Below are 19586 nucleotides of genomic sequence, written 5' to 3'. Positions count from 1 at the left end.
TGCGTCAGCGGAGAAGCGAAAATCCCGACATTTCGACCGGTTTGGGGATATGCATGATATCAAGGATGGTCGGCGCGACATCGGCCAGCATCCCGTCGCCGATCTTGGCCTTGCGGAAAACATCGCTCACGAGCAGGAACGGCACCGGATTCGCGGTATGTTCGGTCATGAGTTCGCCAGTCTCGGGATTGATCATGAGTTCGGCGTTGCCGTGATCGCCGGTGAGTATCAGGTGGCCTTTTTTCTCCAGCACCGCTTCGGCGATGATCCCGATGCAATGATCGACCGTCTCCACAGCCTTGATGGTCGCGGACAGATTGCCGGTGTGTCCGACCATGTCGAGATTGGCGAGATTCAAGACGGTAAAATCATGGAGTCCGGACCGCACCCGGCGCGCCACTTCGCCGGCGATGGTCATGGCGCGCATCTCCGGTTTGGAATCGTAATGGGCCACGAAAGGCGACGGCACGCGCATCCGCTCCTCGCCGACGCGCGGGTCGGCGAAGCCGCCGTTGAAGAAGTAGGTCACGTGCGCGTATTTCTCGGATTCGGCGATGTAGAACTGCCGCACTGGCGCGAGCACCTCGGTGAGGCCGAGCTGGATGTCGCGGCTGGGGAACGCGGTGAAGACATGCGGCAGATCAGGTCCGAAATCCGCCATCACCGCGAAGCGGGTGTTGCGCGGCACGCACTTGCGCTTGAAGACGCCTTCGGAACGCTGTTCGAAATCCTTCTGCACGAAAGCCTTGGTCAGTTCGCGGGCGCGATCGCTGCGCAGGTTGAAGAAAATGACGACGTCATTGTCGTGGACGCCGCCGATCGGCCGCTTGTCCTCGCCCACCATCACGGTCGGCAAGATGAATTCGTCGGACTCGCCGCGATTGTAGCCGTGCAGGATGGCTGCGTGGGCGTTCGCCGCCACGAGGCCTTCGCCGCAGACGATGGCATTATAAGCCAGCTCGATGCGCGGCCAGCGCTTGTTGCGGTCCATGGCGTAAAAGCGGCCCATGACCGTGGCGATCTGCTGGTTCGGATACAGCCGTTTCTCGAGATCATGCAGGAGCCGCGTGGCCGAGAACGGCGGCGAATCGCGGCCGTCGGTGAAGAGATGCAGCAACACCCGGTCAATGCCTTCGTCGCGGCAAAATTCCAACAGGGCGTAAAGATGCTCCGGACAGGCATGAGCGCTGTTGCCGTTCGAAAGCAAGCCCATGAGATGAACCGTGGTGCCGTATTTCTTGGCGTGCTTCAGGACCTCCTTGAAAGCGGTATTCTTGAAAAAAGTGCGATCCTTGATCGCCTCGGTGACATAAGAAATATCTTGCCGGACGATCCGGCCGGCGCCGATGTTCATGTGGCCGGCCTCGGAGTTGCCTTCCTGGTCGGGCAGCAGGCCGACGTAACGGCCGTGCGCCATGAGCTGGGAATGCGGATATTTGCCGAACAAAGCGTCCAAGTTCGGCGTCTTGGAGAGCGAGATTGCGTTACCCCGGCCTGGCGGTGCCAAGCCCCAGCCATCAATGACAGCCAGAACGACGGGCGGAATTTTAGCGGCGGCGATTTTTTTGGTGGTCATAATGGGCGTGGTAGAAATTATACAAGTAAGAGAGCCAAAAATGAAGCTCCCGACCACCGAAGATCAAGATTAGCCTTAATTAAGCTAAAACCGCCCCCTGCTGGCGCGGGAGGCGGTTGATTGATCCGGTTGTCAGCGGTCAGGCGATCTCCTCTTCGATCTCCATGAGCCGGTTGTACTTCTCCAGCCGTTCGCTCCGCGACAGGCTGCCGGTCTTGATGAATTCGGCCCCGACCGCCACCGCGAGATCGGCGATGAAGGTATCCGCGGTCTCGCCGGAACGGTGCGAGATGGCGACTTTGTACTTGTTCTGCTGAGCCAGCATGATCGTATCCATGGTCTCGGAGAGCGAACCGATCTGGTTGACCTTGATCAGGATGGCGTTGCCGACTTTGCGATTGATGCCCATCTCCAGACGCTTGACGTTCGTGACGAAGAGATCGTCGCCGATGAGCGCCAGCTTCTTGCCGAGCTTAGCGGTCAGGTCCTCCCAGTTCTCCCAGTCATCCTCGGCCAGACCGTCCTCGATGAGGATGAACGGATATTTGGCCAGCCACTTCTCGTACAGCTTGATGAGCTCGGCCGGAGCCAGGACCTTCTTTTCGACATTCAGGTTGTAGACTTTCTTGTCCTCGTCATAGAACTCCGAAGCCGCCACGTCGGCGCCGAGCGCCACGTCCTTGCCTGGAGCGTAACCGGCGTCCTCGATCGCGTCGAGGATGAGTTCGAACGCTTCTTCGTTCGAGGCGAGGCGCGGCGCGAAGCCGCCTTCGTCGCCCACCGAAGTGACGTAGCCCTTCTTCTTCAGGATCTTGCCGAGCGCATGGAAGATCTCGCTGCCGGCGCGGACGCGTTCCGCGAATCTCTTCATCTTCGGGATGATCATGCATTCCTGGAAGTCGATCGCGAAATCGGCGTGCCGGCCGCCGTTCAGGATGTTCATCATCGGCAGCGGCAGTTCGAACCCCTTGCGATCGATGCCGTAGACCGAGCGCAGGTAGACGTAGAGCGGGACGCCGCGGACGGCGGCGCCGGCGCGGGCGCACGCGAGCGAGATGCCCAGGATGGCGTTGGCGCCGAGCTTGGACTTGTTCTCCGTGCCGTCGAGGCCGAGCATCGCGTCGTCGATCTTGCGCTGCAGAGTGACGTCCATGCCGCGCAGCTTCGGTCCGATGATCTTGTTGACGTTCTCGACGGCTTTGAGCACGCCCTGGCCGCCGTAGCGTTTCTTGTCGCCGTCGCGGAGTTCGAGCGCCTCATGGACGCCGGTCGAAGCGCCGGACGGCACCGAAGCGGCGCCGAAGAATCCGCCTTCGACTTCGACCTTCACCGCGAGCGTCGGATTGCCGCGCGAATCGAGAATTTCCCTCGCCCTGATGTCCTTGATCTTGTTAGCCATAAGATGATGATCAGCACTTAGCGGATCTCGTAAGTCACGTCGACATTGATGACGTACTCCGCGCTGCCGGCCTGAATGTCCGGCGCAGCTGGCGCGCCGCCGACGGCCATGGCCTTGTCGGCGAAATACGGCCGGTTATAGATCGGCTCGGTGGAGTTCTCGCTGAAAGAGATGACCCGAACGATCTCGACGCCCACGACCTTGGACAGGGCGTCGGCCTTGCTCTTGGCGTTCTCTAGCGCCTTGACCCGCGCCTGCTCTTTGACCGCCTCCGGTTCGTCGACCGTGAACTCGATGCCGCCGATCTGATTGGCGCCAAGCGTGCCGGCGGCGCCGATGATGTCGCCGACGTTGTCGAGGTTGCGGATCTTCAGCCGCAGATTCTGCGCCACCTGGTAGCCGCGCAAGAGCTGTCTGCCGTCATTCCAATCGTAGACCGGCTGGATGGAATAGTTCGAGGTCTGGACGTCGGCCTTGACGACGCCGAACGAATCCAGTTTCTCGTTGAACGCATTCATGATCCGCGTGTTCTCTTTCTGCGCCGCGCCGACCGTCGGCCGTTCGACCACATTGCCGATCTCGATCTTGGCGATGTCCGGAATGACCGAGACGCGGCCCTCGCCCGCGATCGTGAACGTGTGCCGCTCGATCGGCACGCCGATGAACTCGTATTCGCGCCAGGCATTCCTGGCCTTGAGCCCGAGCCAAGCCGTGAGCGCCAGCATCAGCAGCGCAGCGATCATCATGGGCGCTTTTCCCTTGCAGCGGCAGCAGCCGATCTTGTCATTATTCATGTCCATATTCGAGCTTGGTTAAGCCGTTATTTATGCAATAAGGGTTTGATCCCCGGCAAGACCTTGCCGGACAGGTACTCCAGCATCGCGCCGCCGCCGGTCGAGATGTGGTCGACGTACTCGGCCATGCCGGTCCGTTCCAGGCAGACGATCGTCTCGCCGCCGCCGACGACGCCGAAAGCGCGGCCGCGCGAATGCGCCGCGATGACGCGGCCGAGGATGATCGAGCCGTGGCTGAACTTGCGGATCTCGAAGAGGCCGACCGGTCCGTTCCAGACGAGCGTCCTGGCTTTCTTCAGTTCGAGCGCGAAGTCGCGCATCGTCTGCGTGCCGATATCGACGATGTACTCGTTCGGGCGCACGTCATCGGGCTTGGCCACGCGGACCGCGGCATTTTCCTTGAGCGCCGAAGCCGCGAGCACGTCAACCGGTAGGATCAGTCTCTTGTTCTTCAGGAGCTTCTTGGCGAACCTGACCTCCTCCGGCTCGACTTTCGACTTGCCGATGCCGTAACCCCGGGCCTTGAAGAAACTGTTGGCCATGCCGCCGCCGACAAAAACCTTGTCGGCCGTCTGGAGCATCTTCTCGAGCGTCGGAAGTTTCGACGAGATCTTGGCGCCGCCCATGAGCACATAGAACGGTTTCTTCGGCTTCTTGAGCAGTTTGTCGAGACTCACCACTTCCTTCTCGACGAGCAGGCCGGCATAGCTCGGCAGGAACTTCGTCACGCCGGCGGTCGAAGCGTGGGCGCGATGGCAAGTCGCGAAAGCATCGTTCACGAAAATGTCGGCGAGACCAGCCAACCGCTTGGCGAACCTAGCATCGTTCTTCTCCTCCTCGGGGTAATACCGGATGTTTTCGAGCAGTGCGACCTCGCCGTCCTGAAGCTGCGCCAATTTCTTGGCGACCTGGTCGGCATCATCTTCCAGACAATCATCAATGAACCTGACCGGACGATCCAGCAGCTTGGCGAGATACTTAGCGATCGGCGCCAGCGAATATTTCGGCTCGCAGCCCTGCGGCCGGCCCAGATGCGAGACCAGGATGACTTTGGCGTTCGCGCGGACCAGGTATTCCACGGTCGGAAGCGTGGCCTGAATCTTGGCTCCTTCGGCTGGTTCGATCCGGCCTTTCGGGCCGAGAGGGATGTTGAAGTCCACGCGGACCAAGACGCGTTTGCCGGCCAATTTCTTAAGATCGGCCACGACGGCGAGTTTCATAAAAATTCACGGAAGAGTACTTAAGCTTTTCAATTATAACACATCCGGCCCGGCGGCTCTAACCGCGGCCGGGAGGCATCAATAAGAGATCTCCAGGACCGAGATTTCGGGCGGACAGAGGAGGCGGGCGCGGGTGCCGGTCTCCCCCGCTCCGGGCGTGATGAGCAGGCTGACAGGTCCGTAATCGAAGAGGCCGCGGTCGAAACGCCGGCCGAGTCTGGTCGGCAGCGGAGCCAGCGGCCCGATGAAGGGCAGCCGGATCTGACCGCCATGCGTGTGTCCGGAGACGACGACGTCGAGGCCGAGAGTCTCCGCCCGCTGGACCGCGTTCGGATTATGGGCCGCGAGGATCGTGAACGCTCCGGCCGGAACCTCCGCCAGCGCCGCTTCCCAATCCGGATGGCCGTATTTCAGATCATCGAGTCCGATCAGTCGCACCTCGCGCTCGCTGTCGCCCAGCCGCACCGATTCGTTGGTCAACACCTCAATACCGTAGGACTCGATGCGGCGGCGGATATCCACGCCGCCGATCTCATAATCAATATTGCCGAGCACGGCGTACACGCCGTCTTTCGCCCGGAGATCGCGGAACGGTTCGAGAGCTTCGAGTCCGGCCTGGTTGGCGGCGAAGTCGCCGGCGAGCAGGATGACGTCAGGTTTGAGTTCGTTGATCCGGCGCACGACGCGCTCCGTCCAGGCGCGTCCTTTGTAGACGCCGAGATGCAGATCGCTCACGACCGCGAGCGAGATCTTGTCGGAACCGGAACCAGCGCTGACCTCGTAAGTCCTGACCGTGAGCATTTTCGGCTCGATGAAACTGCCGTAAAAAACCGCCAGCCAAAGAAACCCGAGCGCTCCCGCGAAAAGGACGTAACGCCCCCGAAGCGGGATCTTCGCCCAGCGCCCGCGCAAGGACCAAAAATACAACGGGATCGCCGCCAGCAGAACAGCGGTGACCCCGTCGAACAGCCATGTCGCGACCCGGGCAGACACGGTCTTGGACTCAATTCTTGAGCATCTTCGACGCGTAGAGCTGCGCCATATCGGCGAGCCGCATCGAATAACCCCACTCGTTGTCGTACCAGGCGATGACCTTCAGGAAGTCGCCCTCCATGACCTTGGTCAGTTTCAGATCAACGATGCCGGAATTGTTGTTACGGATGAAATCCGAAGAGACCAGCGGTTCGTCGGTCACGGCGAGCACGCCCTTCATGGGTCCGGCCGCGGCTTTCTTCAGCGCCGCGTTGACCTCCTCGACGGTCGTCTTCTTCTTGAGCAGGAACGTGAAATCCGCGAGCGAGACCACCGGCACCGGGACGCGGATGGCGAGCCCGTCGAAGATGCCCGTCATCGCCGGAATGCACTCCGTGACGGCGATGGCCGCTCCGGTCGAAGTCGGCACGATGTTCGCGGCCGCGGCCCGCGCGCGGCGCAGATCCTTGTGCGGCCCGTCCTGGAGATTCTGATCGGCGGTGTAGCCGTGGACGGTCGTCATGAAAGCGCGCTTGACGCCGAAGGTGTCCTCGATGACCTTGGCCACCGGCGCGATGCAGTTCGTGGTGCAGGAAGCGTTATTGATGATCTTCTCCTTGCCGAACTTGGTCTTGCCGTCGGCGTTCACGCCGAGCACATAAGTCGGCACGTTGCCGCCCTTGGCCGGAGCGGACAGGATGACGAGCCGGGCGCCGGCCTTGAGATGCGTCGAGGCTTTCTCCTCGCTCGTGAACCGGCCGGTGCATTCGAGCACCACGTCGACGCGGAGTTTGGCCCACGGCAGCAGCGCCGGATCCTTCTCGGCGAAGACCGGGATCTTCTTGCCGTCGACGATGAGATTCTTCTCGTCGTAACTCACCTCGCGGTCCCAGGCGCCGTAAGAAGTGTCGTGCTTCAGGAGATGCGCCAGGGTCTTGGTGTCGGTGAGATCGTTCAGAGCGACGAATTCGAGATCCTTGAGCCGGCCCCAGGCTCCTTTGAGCGTATTCCGTCCGATGCGGCCGAAACCGTTGATGGCGACGCGGATAGGCATAATGGCTGATCTGGCGCTTAGTTGCCGGCCGTTAGCTGCTGGCCGACAGGAAAATATTATATCAGAAAAATAAAATGACCGCTCGGGTGTTTGCCCGAAACGGTCATATAAGAAATGACGTTGACCTCTCAACCCTGACTGGCGACGATGATGTCGATCTCCGCGCAGTCAAGACGGCGCTGGCGAAGAAGGGCTTCGATGAGCGGTTCGATCAGACCGGCTTGTTGCCGCAGCAGTTCGCTGGCGCGTGCCAGACAAAATTCGCGGATGTCAGCGGCCGAATACGATCGGCGTACGGCATCGGTCTGCCAGGGCGGACGGATATCCTCGCCAGCCGACTGCCGGCGCACCAATTCTCGCGCTACCGATCCGAAATTCTCCAGGTCATTTTCACAGCCCATGTCGCTCTGCACGGCAACCTCGCCGGCTGACACCAGCGCACCGCACTCCCAAAGAGACGCGCTGGAATTAATGTTGAGACCGCTGAGATCGATCCCGCCGAAAACCACACGTCCTCCTTCTTCACTGAATGGAAGGAGTGGCGACGTCAGCTTCGTGTAATGCACCTGGAGACAAGTGCTGGCTAGCCCTACGATCGTATGGCCAACTTCATGCCTGGCATTAAATTCGCTGTTGCGAAAGGCATGGCGTACGCCGATGAGATAACCACAGAAAATCATCGTGATCTGAAACATCATCGGGAAATACCAACACTCCGAAAAATCCGTGGTCATCGAGGTCTCCTTCTGGGTTATCAAAGAGCTTATTCAGCCCGGATGTGTGCCGGATGCAACCTGACAATTAAGCATAAAAATGCCGTCTTGTCAAGGCGCTTCGGGTCCGACGGAGCCTGGTTCTCAGCCTTCAAAAGCCATTGACAACGGCTGGGGCAAGACTATCATTCGTGTCTGCGGAAAACATCGTTCCTTGGCAACGGAAGGAGAACACATGGCAGCAGGAGTCCTTTTGCTGATCGCGGTCGCCGCCGTCGGATTGCTCATCATCAAACTCGATGAGAAACAGGCGCGGCGCCAACAACTGCGCCTCGGCCTGACGGACTGGGAGGTCGACCATTGCCGGAAATTCGGCATCAGTCTTGAAGAAATGGCGGCCCGAAAACAGGCGGCCGCGGAAACCCTCCGTCAATTCTGCGAGATCGCGGCGTGTCTGCCGCGGCAGTCGGACCTCCAGTCGAAAGCGGATCCGATCGTCGCCGCCGATCCGTCCGATCCGCTCGTCCTCAAGAATGACGGACCAAGCGGCAACCGACGCTACAGCAACGGCAGCGGCGGCCAAAGCGGCTGACGCAGCAGCGATGATCGAACGGCAACCGCTCGCAGTTCTTTTCTGCCGGACCCGGACTGGGTCCGGTTTTTTTATTGCGCCAAAAAAAAGGAAATTAAAAACCGCCCCGCAGTATTGCAGGGCGGCCAAGCTGACGAACGGCGGACTCACTTGCCGGTCGCGTCGATGATAGCCTCGATCTCCTCGTGCTCGAGGCTGCCGCGGCGCAGAAGCGCTTCGGCCAAGGCGTCAATCTGAGGACGATGCTGGGCGACCACTTCGGTCGTCCGACGCCACGCCTCTTCGCTGATGTCCGTGAAGTCAAACTGTCGGAGGGACAGATCGTTGGGCCACGGCGGACTGATATCCTGACCGCTTTGCTGTTCATCCAGGAGGACTAAAACAACATCCCGGAAGGTGCGGATGTCGTTGTCGCCGCCATCGCGCGACGAAGCGGCGGCCATGCCAGCTAAGAGCAGCACAAGCGTGTGCCACTGCTCGGCCACGCTGATATTGCCGCGACAGTCGTCGCCGCTGCAGTTCGTCGTGCGCCCCATCGTGTTGCTCAGTTGGAACGTAGTCAGAGCGACGCGATACGGCGCCTTGCCGAAACCGACGAAATGCGCGACGACGTGGCCGGCTTCGTGGCGGGCAGTCTCCGGCTCCGACATCAACTTCGTCCCCACGAGGATGACATAGGTCAATAGCGGCCAAAGTATCCCTATTACCACTCCCGCGATCAACGCAGAATGCAAATCAAGCTCGTGCCGCATCATCGACTCCTTTGGATTTTCAATGACCTACAGAAACCCGACCTGTCGTCAGGCCGCGAAAAGAGCTGTTGCCGACCTTAATCCACCCCTCGCGGGTTGTCAACTTGGGAGAGTGCGGGAGCCACGTCGTTCGCGAACGACGTGGCGGAGTGCGGGAGTGCGGGAGAGACGGAGTCAGGGAGTGCTGGAGGGCTGAAGTTTTATCGTGTCTCCCCCACTCCTCCACTTCCGCACTCTCCATCTCCTCGGTGTCTGACACCGAGGTCACTAACAATTGGGAGAGTGCTGGAGTTCTGGAGTACTGGAGTCAGGGAGAGACGGAGTCAGGGAGTTTGAGAGTGCTGGAGTATTTGGAGCGGTGAAGCAATGGGGGGGGTGAAGCGGGCGGAGCAGCCAAAAACCCCGCCACGCGGCGGGGTTTGGAATATCATTCGTTCGTGCGTGTATGCGGACCCGGGTCAGCAGACCAAAGCCTCGGAAAGCGCGAAGCGGACGAAGCGCTTCAGGACAACCTTCTCGCCGGTCTTGGCGGAAATATCCTTCAACAGCTCGCTGATGGTCTTATCCTCATCCTTGATGAACGCCTGATTCGTGAGACAGGTCTCGGAGAAATATTTCTCGAGCTTGCCGCAGACGATCTTCTCGACCATCTCTTTCGGTTTCGAAGAACCGGCGAACTCGGCGGCGTAGATCTCCTTCTCTTTCTCGAGCACTTCGGCCGGAACGGCTTCCGGGGAGAGGTACAGCGGGTTCATGGCCGCGGCCTGCATGGCGACGTCGTGGACGAATTGTTTGAACTGTTCGGTCCGCGCGACGAAATCAGTCTCGCACTGGACTTCGATGAGCACGCCGACGCGGCCTTCGCCGTGGATGTAGGCGTAGACGAGTCCGGCCTTGGTGTCCTTACCTTCGCGTTTGGCGGACTTGGCGAGGCCTTTCTTGCGCAGGATGTCGGTCGCCTTGGCGACGTCGCCAGCGGTCTCCTCGAGCGCGTTCTTGCAGTCGACGATCCCGGCTCCGGTCAGATTACGAAGTTCGTTGATGGTCTTGGCATCAATGGCCATAATTTGCGCAGTTGCTGCGGTTAGTTCCGCTTACGCTTTCGGAGCGGCGGCGACGACTTTCGGAGCGGTGACCGCCTTCTCGCGGATGACCTTGCCCTCTTTGACCGCCTCGGCCACGAGTTTGGTCATGAGTTCGATGGTCTTGATAGCGTCATCGTTCGACGGGATGGGATAAGTGATATCCTCCGGATTGACATTGGTGTCGGAGAGGGCGATGACCGGGATCTTCCGGGTCTGAGCCTCGTCGAGGGCGGTCTTCTCTTTCTTGACGTCGATGATGAAGAGCGCGTCCGGCGGACGGGTCAGGTTCTTGATGCCGCCGACCTTGTTCTCGAGATCCTCGATCTCCTTGGCGAAGTTGGACTGCTCCTTCTTGGTGTATTTGGCGAGCGCGCCGGAAGCCTGCTGGGCCTTGAGGTCATTGAAATGTTTGATGAGCCGCATGACCTCGACATAGTTCGTGAGCGTGCCGCCGAGCCAGCGGCCGCAGACGTACGGCATGCCGCAATCGAGCGCGGCCGACTTGACGATATCCTTGGCCTGGCGCTTGGTGCCGAGGAACAAAACGACGCCGCCGCGGGCGACGGTGTCGCGCACGAAGTCGAGCGCTTCGCCCAGCTTCACGAGCGTTTTTTCGAGATCGACGATATGGATGCCGTTCCGCGCGCCGAAGATGTACGGCTTCATCTTAGGGTGCCAGCGGGACGACTGATGTCCGAAGTGGACTCCGGCCTGGAGGAGCTCCAGGACTGTCGGTAATTTAGGCATAGAAACAAAAAAATGTTCCTTAGACCTCTACGCACCCGGCGGCGCGACCGCGTGATCCGCTTCAGCGGATTTTACGCGGCAGGACGCGTCACTTTGAAAATGGGGCGTATGTGGGATGAATAAGCGGGAAAACACCGTGTCGCGCGGTCCTTGCGGACTTAGTGCGATGGACGCTTTCCACGGACGATAGATTACCTAATGCCGCCGGAACTGGCAAGAGGCTGGCGGCCGACGCCGCTGGCGCTTATCCCGGATATCTTTAATATATATCCACCGAACCCCGTCGCTCACGCTGCGACTGACCGGTGACAGCCGCCTGACCCGCTCCAGACTTGATACATTTCTTCCGCCGTGCTAACCTCCTGTCATCGAAATTTAGCTATCAGAGCCTATGAAAAAAGGTATCCACCCGACCTATTTCCCGGAAGCCAAGGTGATCTGCGCCTGCGGCAACACGTTCACCGTCGGTTCGACCGTTGAAGAGATCAACGTCGAGCTTTGTTCGAACTGCCATCCGTTCTACACCGGCAAGCAGAAGCTCGTCGACACCGCGCGGCGCGTGGAGAAATTCCAGGAGCGCAAGGCCAAGAAGTCGACCGAGACCGTCGCTTCCAAGAAGACCAAGACCGCCGAGCGCAAGGCCAAGAAAGCCCTGAAAAAGTCCGCTTAGGTAAATTTTAAAGTGGCGGAAGTCCCGGCGTCCCGGCCCCTTGCGGCCGGGCCTCCGAACCTCCGCCATTTTTATATGGACATCAACAAAGCCCTGGAGACCAAGAAGCAACGCGTCGCCGAACTGGAGCGGCTGCTTTCGAGTCCCGAGGTCCTGGGCGACCAGAAAAAGATGAAAGACCTGGGTCTGGAATATTCCGCGACCAAGGAGTGCTTGGAGATCGGCGACAAGTACCTCGCGACCGCCGCCGCCAAGGAAGAGGCCCGCGCGGCCGCAGCCCTGGGCGATGATCCGGAGATGCAGCAGCTCGCCCGCGAGGAACTGGAGCGGCTGACCGCCGCGGAGGCGGAGCAGCGGATCGAACTCGAAGCCGCGCTCGTGCCGCCCGAACCGCTCGACCGGAAGAACTGCTACGTCGAGATCCGCGCCGGCGCCGGCGGCGAAGAGGCCGCGCTGTTCGCGGCCGAACTCTTTCGCATGTACTCGCGCTACGCCGAACGCCGCGGCTGGAAGACCAAGATGTCCTCGCTCAGCCGGACCGAACTCGGCGGCGTCAAAGAGGTCATCTTCTTCGTCGAAGGCACGAACGCCTACCGCGACCTGAAATTCGAGAGCGGCGTGCACCGCGTCCAGCGCGTGCCGGAGACCGAGAAGACCGGCCGCATCCACACCTCGACCGTGACGGTCGCCGCCATGCCCGAAGCCGAAGATATTGATATCAAGATCGAGGCTAAGGACCTGCGCGTCGACACCTTCCTCTCCGGCGGCCACGGCGGCCAGAGCGTCCAGACGACCTATTCGGCCGTGCGCATCACCTATCTGCCGACCGGCATGATCGTCCAGTGCCAGGACGAGCGCTCCCAGACCCAGAACCGCGAACGCGCGATGAGCATCCTGCGCTCGCGCCTGCTCGCCATCGAAGAAGAGAAGCGCCAGGCCGCGGAGAAAGCGCTCCGGCGCGGCCAGATCGGCAGCGGCGAACGCTCCGAGAAGATCCGCACCTACAATTTCCCCCAAGATCGCGTCACCGACCACCGCATCAAGAAATCCTGGCACAACATCCAGACCATCCTCGACGGCGGACTGGAGACGCTGCTTGCCGCCCTGCGCGCGGGCGCCATGGGCGACGAGGAAGATAATGAAGACTGAGCCGCGGCGGGGATCACGCCGGACCGGACCGCTCATGACGCTTAAAGAAGCCCTGCGCGCGGGCGCGGAACTGCTCAAGAAACATCGCTGCGCCGGGAACGATCCCTGGCGCGAGAGCGAGCTTTTTTTGACCGCGGCCGCGGGTCTCAGCCGGGAAGCGCTGATAGCGGATCCTGAAAAAAAACTGGCGCCAGCGCGAGCGCGGCGTTTCTTTTTGATGATCGCGCGGCGGCTCTGCCATGAACCGGTCGCTTACCTCGTCGGCCGCGCGCCGTTCCTGGGGCGCGAGTTCGCGGTCTCCGAGGCCACCCTCATCCCCCGCCCCGCCACTGAGATCATCGCCCAGGAGATCATCAGACTGCGGGCCGACCACCCGCGCGCCGCGTTCTTCGACATCGGCACCGGTTCCGGCTGCCTCGCCATCACCGCGGCGGCCGAAACTCCGGACTGGCGGATCGGAGCGACCGACATCTCGCCGGCCGCCCTGGCAATCGCCCGCCGCAACGCCCGCGCTTTTGGATTGAACAAAAAGATCATTTTCCGCCGCGGCGATCTGCTCTCCCCGTTCCTGAAGACCGCGCGGCAAGCCGACACGTTGATCATCGTCGCCAACCTGCCGTATATACCGACCGCGGCCCTGCGCCGCCTGCCGCCGGACGTCCGACGGCACGAACCCCGGACCGCGCTCGCCGGCGGACGCGACGGCCTCATCTTATACTATCGGCTCCTGGACCAGCTCGCCGCCGCCCTGGGACCGCAAGCGCACCTGCATCTCTTCTGCGAAATCCTGCCCGGCCAATACCGCGCCCTCGCCGCCGCGGCCGCAAAAAAAATACCCGGCCTCGCAGCCGGCAAGATACTCAACTGGTCGCGCGTGACGATCGGCATCCATTTCAGCCGGAATTGCCGCCACTGATCCGCCAAAAGGATCACGGCGCGAGGAAATGCTCGCCCTTGGAATCGACGGCATCGGTCTCCAAGACGTAACGCAGCGAGTAAGCGCTGCCGCCGCCGTCATAATAGAAACAGCCGCCGGCGTCGTCCGGCGTCTTCGGATCCCGAAGCACGGCCTTGTCGTCAAAGAATTTCTTTTCTTTCAGCGCCAGCATCAGCGGATCATCGCCCGTCACGCACCCTTTCATTTCCGGATACTCCTGGGCATCGGAAACATACATGGCCAGCGCCTTCTGCAGCTGGTCCATATTGGCGACGCGAGTCACGTCGCGCCGCGCCGCTTGGCGGCCGGCGACGCCGATGAGCACCAGGGAAATGAACAGGCCAAAAACCGCGACCGTCAAAAGCAGCTCCATCGCGGAGAAAGCCGCCGCACTATTACCGCTGGTCCGATGAACAAATCTCATATTCATCCGCTCGCGGCGCGATCAATGCGCCACGTCTGATCCGAGCGGCACGACCTCGATCCAGGTCGGCCCGGCATTGAACGTAATCTCAACACCCTGGTCGTCATAGAATCTGGTCCGGCCGTCCACGAGGCTCTTCCAGGTGGCGGAAATGGTCCGGCCATCGACAGCGGCCAGCGCCGGACCTTGGCCGGCGGTCTGGATGCTGCGGCGGCCAGCCTCGTCGAGCACGACCACTTTGGCGAACTGCACCAGGACGTTCTTCGCCTGGATGTCCGCACCGGCGTCGTCGCGCTGCAAGCTGTCATTCTGATAGCGGCGGTAGATGTTGCGGGCCCGGTCATATTTCCAGGCGGCGCGATAGGTCGGCGTCGAATAATCAACGACAATGTCGGGCGAAGCCGCCGGCCGCTCCTCGAGCGCCGCTTCCTCCTTAAACTTCCAGGACCGAGGCAGCGCCGCGGCCTGGCTGCCATAGCGCGCCGAATTCCCGCCGGCCAGCAACTCGACGGACGTGTAGACATTGTGCGGCATCTGGCGGCCGGCATCGCGCCAGAAATATTTTCCCCAGAAGAATTGGTTGAGGCTGCGCGGCGAGGCAGCGTTCAGGATCTTCAGGGCGTCCGGGCTGCCGCCGACGTGGGCGTAAAGCGCGCCGAATTCCCGCGACCACTCGACGAAATAGGGCCGGGCCGAGCGCACCGGACCGATCTTACCGACCGTCGCGGCGGCCGGATACACGGCCAGGAAGCGCGTGATGCCGCCCTCGACCGGAGCTTCGATGACGAGCGCGGCGGCGGCGAGTCCGGACAGCGGCCGGGCCTCGATCATGTTCTCCACGGTCACGGCGAAATATCCGGTATCGTCAGCGGCTGCTGCGAGAGGCAGGCCGTCAATGGCCCGCCGGACCATGGGCGCAGCTGGAGTCTCGGCCGCCGGCGGTGCCGCGGCTGGCGCGGACTCGCGGACGAACCGCGAGAAAAACGATCCCCCGCTGGCCGCGCGGTCGCCGGTCCAGAAAAACCAGCCGAGCGCGGCCAGACCCAGGACGACCGCGAAGAAAATCGCGCTCCAGGCGGCGATGTTAGCCCAGAAAGATTCCCTGAGAGCCAAAACTACCCGCCGGGAGATGCTCTCTCGGCGGGTAGTCGGCGTTTCGTTGGACGGGATGTTCGCGTTGTTCACATTGGCGGGATCACGGCCGGAAACCCGGCCTGCTGGCCCCTTCACTTTAACACTTGCGGGGCGCCGCGTGAACAACCGATCGCGCCGGCCTTACTTCTTCTTTTCTTTCTTGTCCTCGGCCGGTTCCTCGGCGGCAGCCGCGGCCTTCTTCTCATCAGCCTCGACCTTCACGGCGCTGACATCCTCGACCGGCTTGGCCTCCATAGCCTTGAGCTCAGCCTCCGAGATCGGCTCGTTGACGACCGCGATGACCTCGTTCGGGTTGGCCATGAACTCGATGCCCTTGAGGGCCGCCAGATCCTTGACCTTGATGATGTCGCCGATCTTCTTCATGCCGGTCAGATCGACGTCGATGGCGTGGACCAGGTCGCCCGGCAAACAGCGGGCGGCGATGACGCTCATGCTGCGGACCAGGATGGCGCCGGATTCCTTGACGGCCGGAGCCTCGCCGATGAAGTTGATCTCGATGTCGACATCGAGCTTCTCGGTCATGCGGACCTGGCGTAGGTCGACGTGCGTGATAGTGTCCTTGAGCGGATCGCGCTGGACGTCCTGGATCAGGACCTTCACCGTTTCGCCGCCGTCGATCACGAGGTCGACGAGCGTGGATTCGCCGGCTTGATCCAGCACCTTCTCGAAGATCTTGTAATCGACTTCGACCGGGCGCGAATCGACGCCGTGGCCGTAAACGACCGCGGGAATGACGCCGGCCGTCCGCAGCGTCTTCACCTGTTTTCCTTTGACCGACCGGCCTTTGACCGCCAACTTCACTGTTTCCATAGCTGTTCAGAGCTTATTCCAAGCTGAATGAAAAATAAAAAAAAAGGAATTCGCATTCCTAATTGTTTACACTGTTTTTCCGAAACACGCAAGAGTCTCGCCGGCTTTTGGGTTAACGGCGGCCGGCTGGCGGCTGTTGACTGGTTTTGAAGATCGTCAAGTTGGAACAATTCATCCGCGATGAACAGAAAAACTGACCAGTCAAAAAACCGCCCGAGGGCGGCTTGTTGGCTATTGGTCGATCAGGCCATGGCCAGGCGGCGGAACATCTCGTCCTCGTCGCGCAGCAAGTGGTGGGTATCAATGACGTCGTCCGTGGAAACGGCGCGCCCGGATTTGAAACGGTCGACCTCGTCGCCGCTGAGATCGGTCACGAGACCGACGGAACTCACGCCCACGGCCGAGATCAGGACGAGCGCGAGGATGGCGTTGCGGCAGTTGCCGCATTGGATGTGCAGCAGATGGCTATCCTCTTTCTCGCCCAGCACTTTGGTCTCATGCGGATTGTAACTGGCCTCGCATAACGGACAGTAGGAGATCAGTTTGATCCCTTCATCGTAAAATTGCGAAGGACGGGCCGCGGGCTGTTGAAAAGCCATATTTTTGGTTTTACTGGCCGACTTTTTATTTTCAGGGCCGCGGGTCATCCGCATCCCTGTTGATATTTTAGCATTTTTTCAGCCCCCTTTCAATCCCGGTTTATGCACAGGCCGGAGGCTCAGCGCGCGCTGCGGACGGCGACGGATTCGAGGACGCCGAGCGTCAAGAATTTCGCGAGGAGCGAACTGCCGCCGTAGCTCAGGAACGGCAGGGTGATGCCCGTGACCGGCATGAGCCGCAGGTTGCCGCCGACGTTGACCGCGACCTCGGCGGCGAGCGAGATCGCGATGCCGAGGACCAGGAACAGCGAGAAATCGTCGCGCGCGTTCTTCGCCAGGATGAAACACCGGTAGAAGATGATCGCGAACAGGCCGCAGACGAGCAGCACGCCGAGGAAGCCGAGCTCTTCGGCCGTGGCCGCGAAAATGAAATCAGTCTGGCGCTCCGGCAGGAAGTGCAGCTGGCTCTGCGAGCCGTAGCCGAGACCGCGGCCGAAGAAGCCGCCGGAGCCGACGGCGATCACCGACTGGGTGACGTTGTAGCCGCGGCCGAGCGGATCGCGACCGGGATCGAGGAAGGCCAGGACGCGGTCTTTCTGATACGGCTGCAGGACGAGGAGCCAGGCGGTCGCTGCGACGACGGCCGCGAAGATCGCGAGTGCGAGCAGGTGCGACCGTTTGACCCCGGCGATGAGCAGCATGGAGAACCAAATGATGCCGAGCAGGAAGGCTGAACCGAAATCCGGCTGGATCGCGACCAGGCAGAACAGCGCGCCGAAAGCGAGGCCGGAACCGGCGATCGGCAGGAACGGCCGATGGTCGCGCGCGTAGTCGCTGAAGAACTTGGCCAGGAAGACCACCAGGAAAAGTTTCACGAATTCCACGGGCTGGATGCCGAAACCGCCGAAACCGAACCAGCTCCGGGCGCCGCGCGTCGTCTGGCCCATGATCAGGACGGCCATGAGCAACAGGACGGAAACGACGTACAGGACCTTAGAAAAGTTCGACAGGTAGCGGTAATTGACGAGGGTGAAAGCCACTGCCACGGCCGCGCCGACGCCGGCGAACGCCAGCTGCTTGCGGAAATTGGCGAACTCGCCGGCCGCGGCTCCCGTGCCGAGCGAGGTACTATAAAGCACCGCGAGTCCGAAGATCGTGAGCGCTAAAGCCGACCCGAACAGGACCCAATCGAACCGCCTGAATATCGCCGTCAATCTATTCATATAAAGAGAATGCGAAGCCGGGCTTCGCCGTCATCTTTTCAGACCGAGCTGAGCTCGGTCCCACAGCCGAGCGGAACTCAATAAAAACAGAGCTGGACCAGCTCTTTTTACACCAGTCGCGCCGATAAGTGAACCTTGCGACAGTTCATTGTCCCGGCGGGATGAAAACCCGGTCATCAAACAGGTTGACCTCGGGCGTGATCTCGACCCGGTCGACCGGCGGCAGATCGGAGAACCAACTAGCCTCGACCGGCCGCACGTCGCCAGCGCGCAACTCGCTCACAGTGACGTAGTTAGCCGCGACCACCTGCTCGCCCCGCAGCAGCGCGACGAAAAAACCGACCTTCCAATAACCGTAACCGGAATCGTTCTTCAGAGTGAATGACGCCCGGCTGACCTTCAGCTGATCGGACGGATCCGGAGCCTGGAACTTGATGTCCGAGAGCAGGAAATTCAGACGGGCGGCCGACCAGACGGCGTAATCCGGACGAACAATATGATTGTTCACCCGATGCCAGACCAGATCAGTGATCGCGACCTCGGCGCCGCTCGGAAAACTCGCCGCTTTGGTCCCCAGGCCGGAAAGATATTTGACCTCGCCAGGCAGGATGTAGCCGCGCTGCAACGCACCCAGCGGCTCGCTGCCGGACAGGAACTGATAATTGAAATTCGCCCACCACTGCGGATTCGGATTCGCGACCCTGGTCGCCAGATCATAACTACCCTCCCCTGCCTCGAGGACCGACGTGCCCTCGATAGCCAGCTCCCGCGGCGCGAACCGGGCGTGAAAGTAAGGAAAATCAGTCACCGTCTCGGCCAGGAGCCCGATCTCCTGCCGCTCCCTGGCCCCGGACAAGAAGAACCAGTCAATGAAACCGAAGCTGCCGTAACCGACCAGCGCGACATCCAAAACCACCAGCGCGATCGCGAAGATCTTGCGGACCTGCACTTTGTGCGTGACCCACCAGTAGCCCCACTTGAGCTGATCCTCGGTCAATTGTCCTTCCCGGGTCGGATCGAAAGCCATAGGCCGCGTACTTTTTAGGACAGCTCAAATGATATCAGATTTCCCGATCTTTGGCAGGTGCAGCCGGCGTTTGACAAAGGCGGCTGCGGCGGGCAAGGTGCGGATACCGGTTCTTTATATAATAGCTCAGCTCGAGTTCCAGCGGTTCAACGCCGCAAAACCAACAGGAGGATGCCGTGATCCAAGACCGCACACCCCAATTCGTCATCTGGTCCGTTGCGCTGACCATCCTATGCTTCGCGACCTACGCCGCCGTGCTGCTCGCGGGACTGGCGCCAGTGATCGCCGTCGCGTCCAGTCTGGCCGTCCAATGCATGATCCTGACCTGGTCGCTGGTCGCGGCTTTCAGGACGCAGCCGTCCGCGAAGAAAGAATTCCCGCGCGGACCGGTGGCTAGCCTGTTGCCGATCCTCGCTTCCGCGAGCCTCGCGACCCCGCTCTGTTGGACGATCTTCAAACTGACAAGTTCGGCGGCTTTCTTCGTCGCCGGCTGTCTGGTCCTGATGGTCGCCATCCTGTTCGCACTCTTCAAAGATCCCGAAGAACAGGTGAAATTCGGAGCGATCATCGCCAACGCCATAGTCCAAGTAACGCTGATCATGTTCGCTCTGACCTGATCGCCGCCGACAACGCGTCCGCGCCCGAAACTATCGGGCGCTTTTTTTATCCTCCCGAACGGACCCGTGGG

21 protein-coding genes are annotated in these 19586 nt (G+C 61.0%); 5 read left to right on the top strand and 16 right to left on the bottom strand.

Going from position 1 to position 19586, the window contains the following annotated elements; translation table 11 throughout:
* Nucleotides 1-4: 4 nt before the first annotated feature.
* The 7 genes from gpmI to WCT10_02945 form a co-directional block, all read right to left on the bottom strand.
* Nucleotides 5-1576 (bottom strand): 2,3-bisphosphoglycerate-independent phosphoglycerate mutase, encoded by a 1572-nt coding sequence (gpmI, locus tag WCT10_02975; protein MFA6603782.1) that lies wholly within the window; start codon nt 1574-1576, stop codon nt 5-7.
* Nucleotides 1577-1715: 139 nt separating this feature from the next.
* Nucleotides 1716-2975, bottom strand: coding sequence for a phosphopyruvate hydratase (gene eno / locus WCT10_02970; protein MFA6603781.1), 1260 nt, complete (start codon nt 2973-2975; stop codon nt 1716-1718).
* A gap of 17 nt (nt 2976-2992) precedes the next feature.
* A complete protein-coding gene (locus WCT10_02965; protein MFA6603780.1) occupies nt 2993-3775 on the bottom strand; it encodes an SIMPL domain-containing protein in 783 nt (260 codons plus the stop codon).
* Between the two features lie 20 nt (nt 3776-3795).
* Nucleotides 3796-4989: a phosphoglycerate kinase gene (locus tag WCT10_02960; protein ID MFA6603779.1), complete on the bottom strand. Its 1194-nt coding sequence runs from the start codon at nt 4987-4989 to the stop codon at nt 3796-3798.
* A gap of 78 nt (nt 4990-5067) precedes the next feature.
* Nucleotides 5068-5982, bottom strand: coding sequence for a metallophosphoesterase (locus tag WCT10_02955; GenBank protein MFA6603778.1), 915 nt, complete (start codon nt 5980-5982; stop codon nt 5068-5070).
* Between the two features lie 10 nt (nt 5983-5992).
* A complete protein-coding gene (gene gap, locus WCT10_02950) occupies nt 5993-7015 on the bottom strand; it encodes a type I glyceraldehyde-3-phosphate dehydrogenase (GenBank protein ID MFA6603777.1) in 1023 nt (340 codons plus the stop codon).
* Nucleotides 7016-7143: 128 nt separating this feature from the next.
* On the bottom strand, nt 7144-7749 hold the full coding sequence (locus tag WCT10_02945) for a hypothetical protein (GenBank protein MFA6603776.1): 606 nt from the start codon (nt 7747-7749) through the stop codon (nt 7144-7146).
* A gap of 214 nt (nt 7750-7963) precedes the next feature.
* Here WCT10_02945 and WCT10_02940 point away from each other — a divergent pair, with 214 nt between their 5' ends.
* Entirely contained in the window at nt 7964-8320 is a 357-nt protein-coding gene (locus WCT10_02940) for a hypothetical protein (GenBank protein ID MFA6603775.1), read from the top strand.
* 146 nt (nt 8321-8466) lie between these two features.
* Here WCT10_02940 and WCT10_02935 read toward each other — a convergent pair whose 3' ends face one another.
* The 3 genes from WCT10_02935 to rpsB form a co-directional block, all read right to left on the bottom strand.
* The gene (locus tag WCT10_02935; GenBank protein MFA6603774.1) at nt 8467-9003 is read right to left on the bottom strand and encodes a hypothetical protein; all 537 of its coding nucleotides are present in this window, start codon (nt 9001-9003) and stop codon (nt 8467-8469) included.
* Between the two features lie 527 nt (nt 9004-9530).
* The gene (locus WCT10_02930) at nt 9531-10136 is read right to left on the bottom strand and encodes a translation elongation factor Ts (protein ID MFA6603773.1); all 606 of its coding nucleotides are present in this window, start codon (nt 10134-10136) and stop codon (nt 9531-9533) included.
* 30 nt (nt 10137-10166) lie between these two features.
* Nucleotides 10167-10904 carry a 30S ribosomal protein S2 gene (gene rpsB, locus WCT10_02925; protein ID MFA6603772.1) on the bottom strand — a complete coding sequence of 246 codons (738 nt, stop codon included), beginning with the start codon at nt 10902-10904 and terminating at the stop codon, nt 10167-10169.
* A 391-nt stretch (nt 10905-11295) separates the two neighbouring features.
* Between rpsB and rpmE the strand changes: the two genes are divergently transcribed.
* From rpmE to prmC, 3 genes are all read left to right on the top strand, one after another.
* Complete coding sequence (gene rpmE / locus WCT10_02920) at nt 11296-11574, top strand: 50S ribosomal protein L31 (GenBank protein ID MFA6603771.1); 279 nt, start codon at nt 11296-11298, stop codon at nt 11572-11574.
* A gap of 75 nt (nt 11575-11649) precedes the next feature.
* The gene (gene prfA, locus WCT10_02915; protein MFA6603770.1) at nt 11650-12723 is read left to right on the top strand and encodes a peptide chain release factor 1; all 1074 of its coding nucleotides are present in this window, start codon (nt 11650-11652) and stop codon (nt 12721-12723) included.
* On the top strand, nt 12713-13639 hold the full coding sequence (gene prmC / locus WCT10_02910; GenBank protein ID MFA6603769.1) for a peptide chain release factor N(5)-glutamine methyltransferase: 927 nt from the start codon (nt 12713-12715) through the stop codon (nt 13637-13639). Before prfA ends, prmC begins: the two co-directional genes overlap by 11 nt.
* A 13-nt stretch (nt 13640-13652) precedes the next feature.
* On the opposite strand, the gene WCT10_02905 is transcribed toward prmC, so the two are convergent.
* The 6 genes from WCT10_02905 to WCT10_02880 all read right to left on the bottom strand — a co-directional run bounded on the left by WCT10_02905 (nt 13653) and on the right by WCT10_02880 (nt 18898).
* Nucleotides 13653-14084 carry a hypothetical protein gene (locus WCT10_02905; protein MFA6603768.1) on the bottom strand — a complete coding sequence of 144 codons (432 nt, stop codon included), beginning with the start codon at nt 14082-14084 and terminating at the stop codon, nt 13653-13655.
* Nucleotides 14085-14105: 21 nt separating this feature from the next.
* On the bottom strand, nt 14106-15197 hold the full coding sequence (locus WCT10_02900) for a DUF3048 domain-containing protein (protein ID MFA6603767.1): 1092 nt from the start codon (nt 15195-15197) through the stop codon (nt 14106-14108).
* A 162-nt stretch (nt 15198-15359) separates the two neighbouring features.
* Nucleotides 15360-16049 (bottom strand): 50S ribosomal protein L25, encoded by a 690-nt coding sequence (locus WCT10_02895; GenBank protein MFA6603766.1) that lies wholly within the window; start codon nt 16047-16049, stop codon nt 15360-15362.
* A gap of 242 nt (nt 16050-16291) precedes the next feature.
* On the bottom strand, nt 16292-16648 hold the full coding sequence (locus tag WCT10_02890) for a hypothetical protein (GenBank protein MFA6603765.1): 357 nt from the start codon (nt 16646-16648) through the stop codon (nt 16292-16294).
* A gap of 119 nt (nt 16649-16767) precedes the next feature.
* Entirely contained in the window at nt 16768-17871 is a 1104-nt protein-coding gene (rodA, locus tag WCT10_02885; GenBank protein MFA6603764.1) for a rod shape-determining protein RodA, read from the bottom strand.
* Nucleotides 17872-18016: 145 nt separating this feature from the next.
* Nucleotides 18017-18898, bottom strand: coding sequence for a hypothetical protein (locus tag WCT10_02880; protein MFA6603763.1), 882 nt, complete (start codon nt 18896-18898; stop codon nt 18017-18019).
* Nucleotides 18899-19074: 176 nt separating this feature from the next.
* Here WCT10_02880 and WCT10_02875 point away from each other — a divergent pair, with 176 nt between their 5' ends.
* The gene (locus WCT10_02875) at nt 19075-19515 is read left to right on the top strand and encodes a hypothetical protein (GenBank protein MFA6603762.1); all 441 of its coding nucleotides are present in this window, start codon (nt 19075-19077) and stop codon (nt 19513-19515) included.
* Nucleotides 19516-19586 lie beyond the last annotated feature (71 nt).

The organism is Patescibacteria group bacterium (assembly GCA_041667185.1).
Taxonomy (GTDB): Bacteria; Patescibacteriota; Patescibacteriia; order SG8-24; family SG8-24; genus JBAYFM01.
Note: the sequence above shows the minus strand (reverse complement) of the source record. Positions and strands in the feature narration are given on the sequence as shown.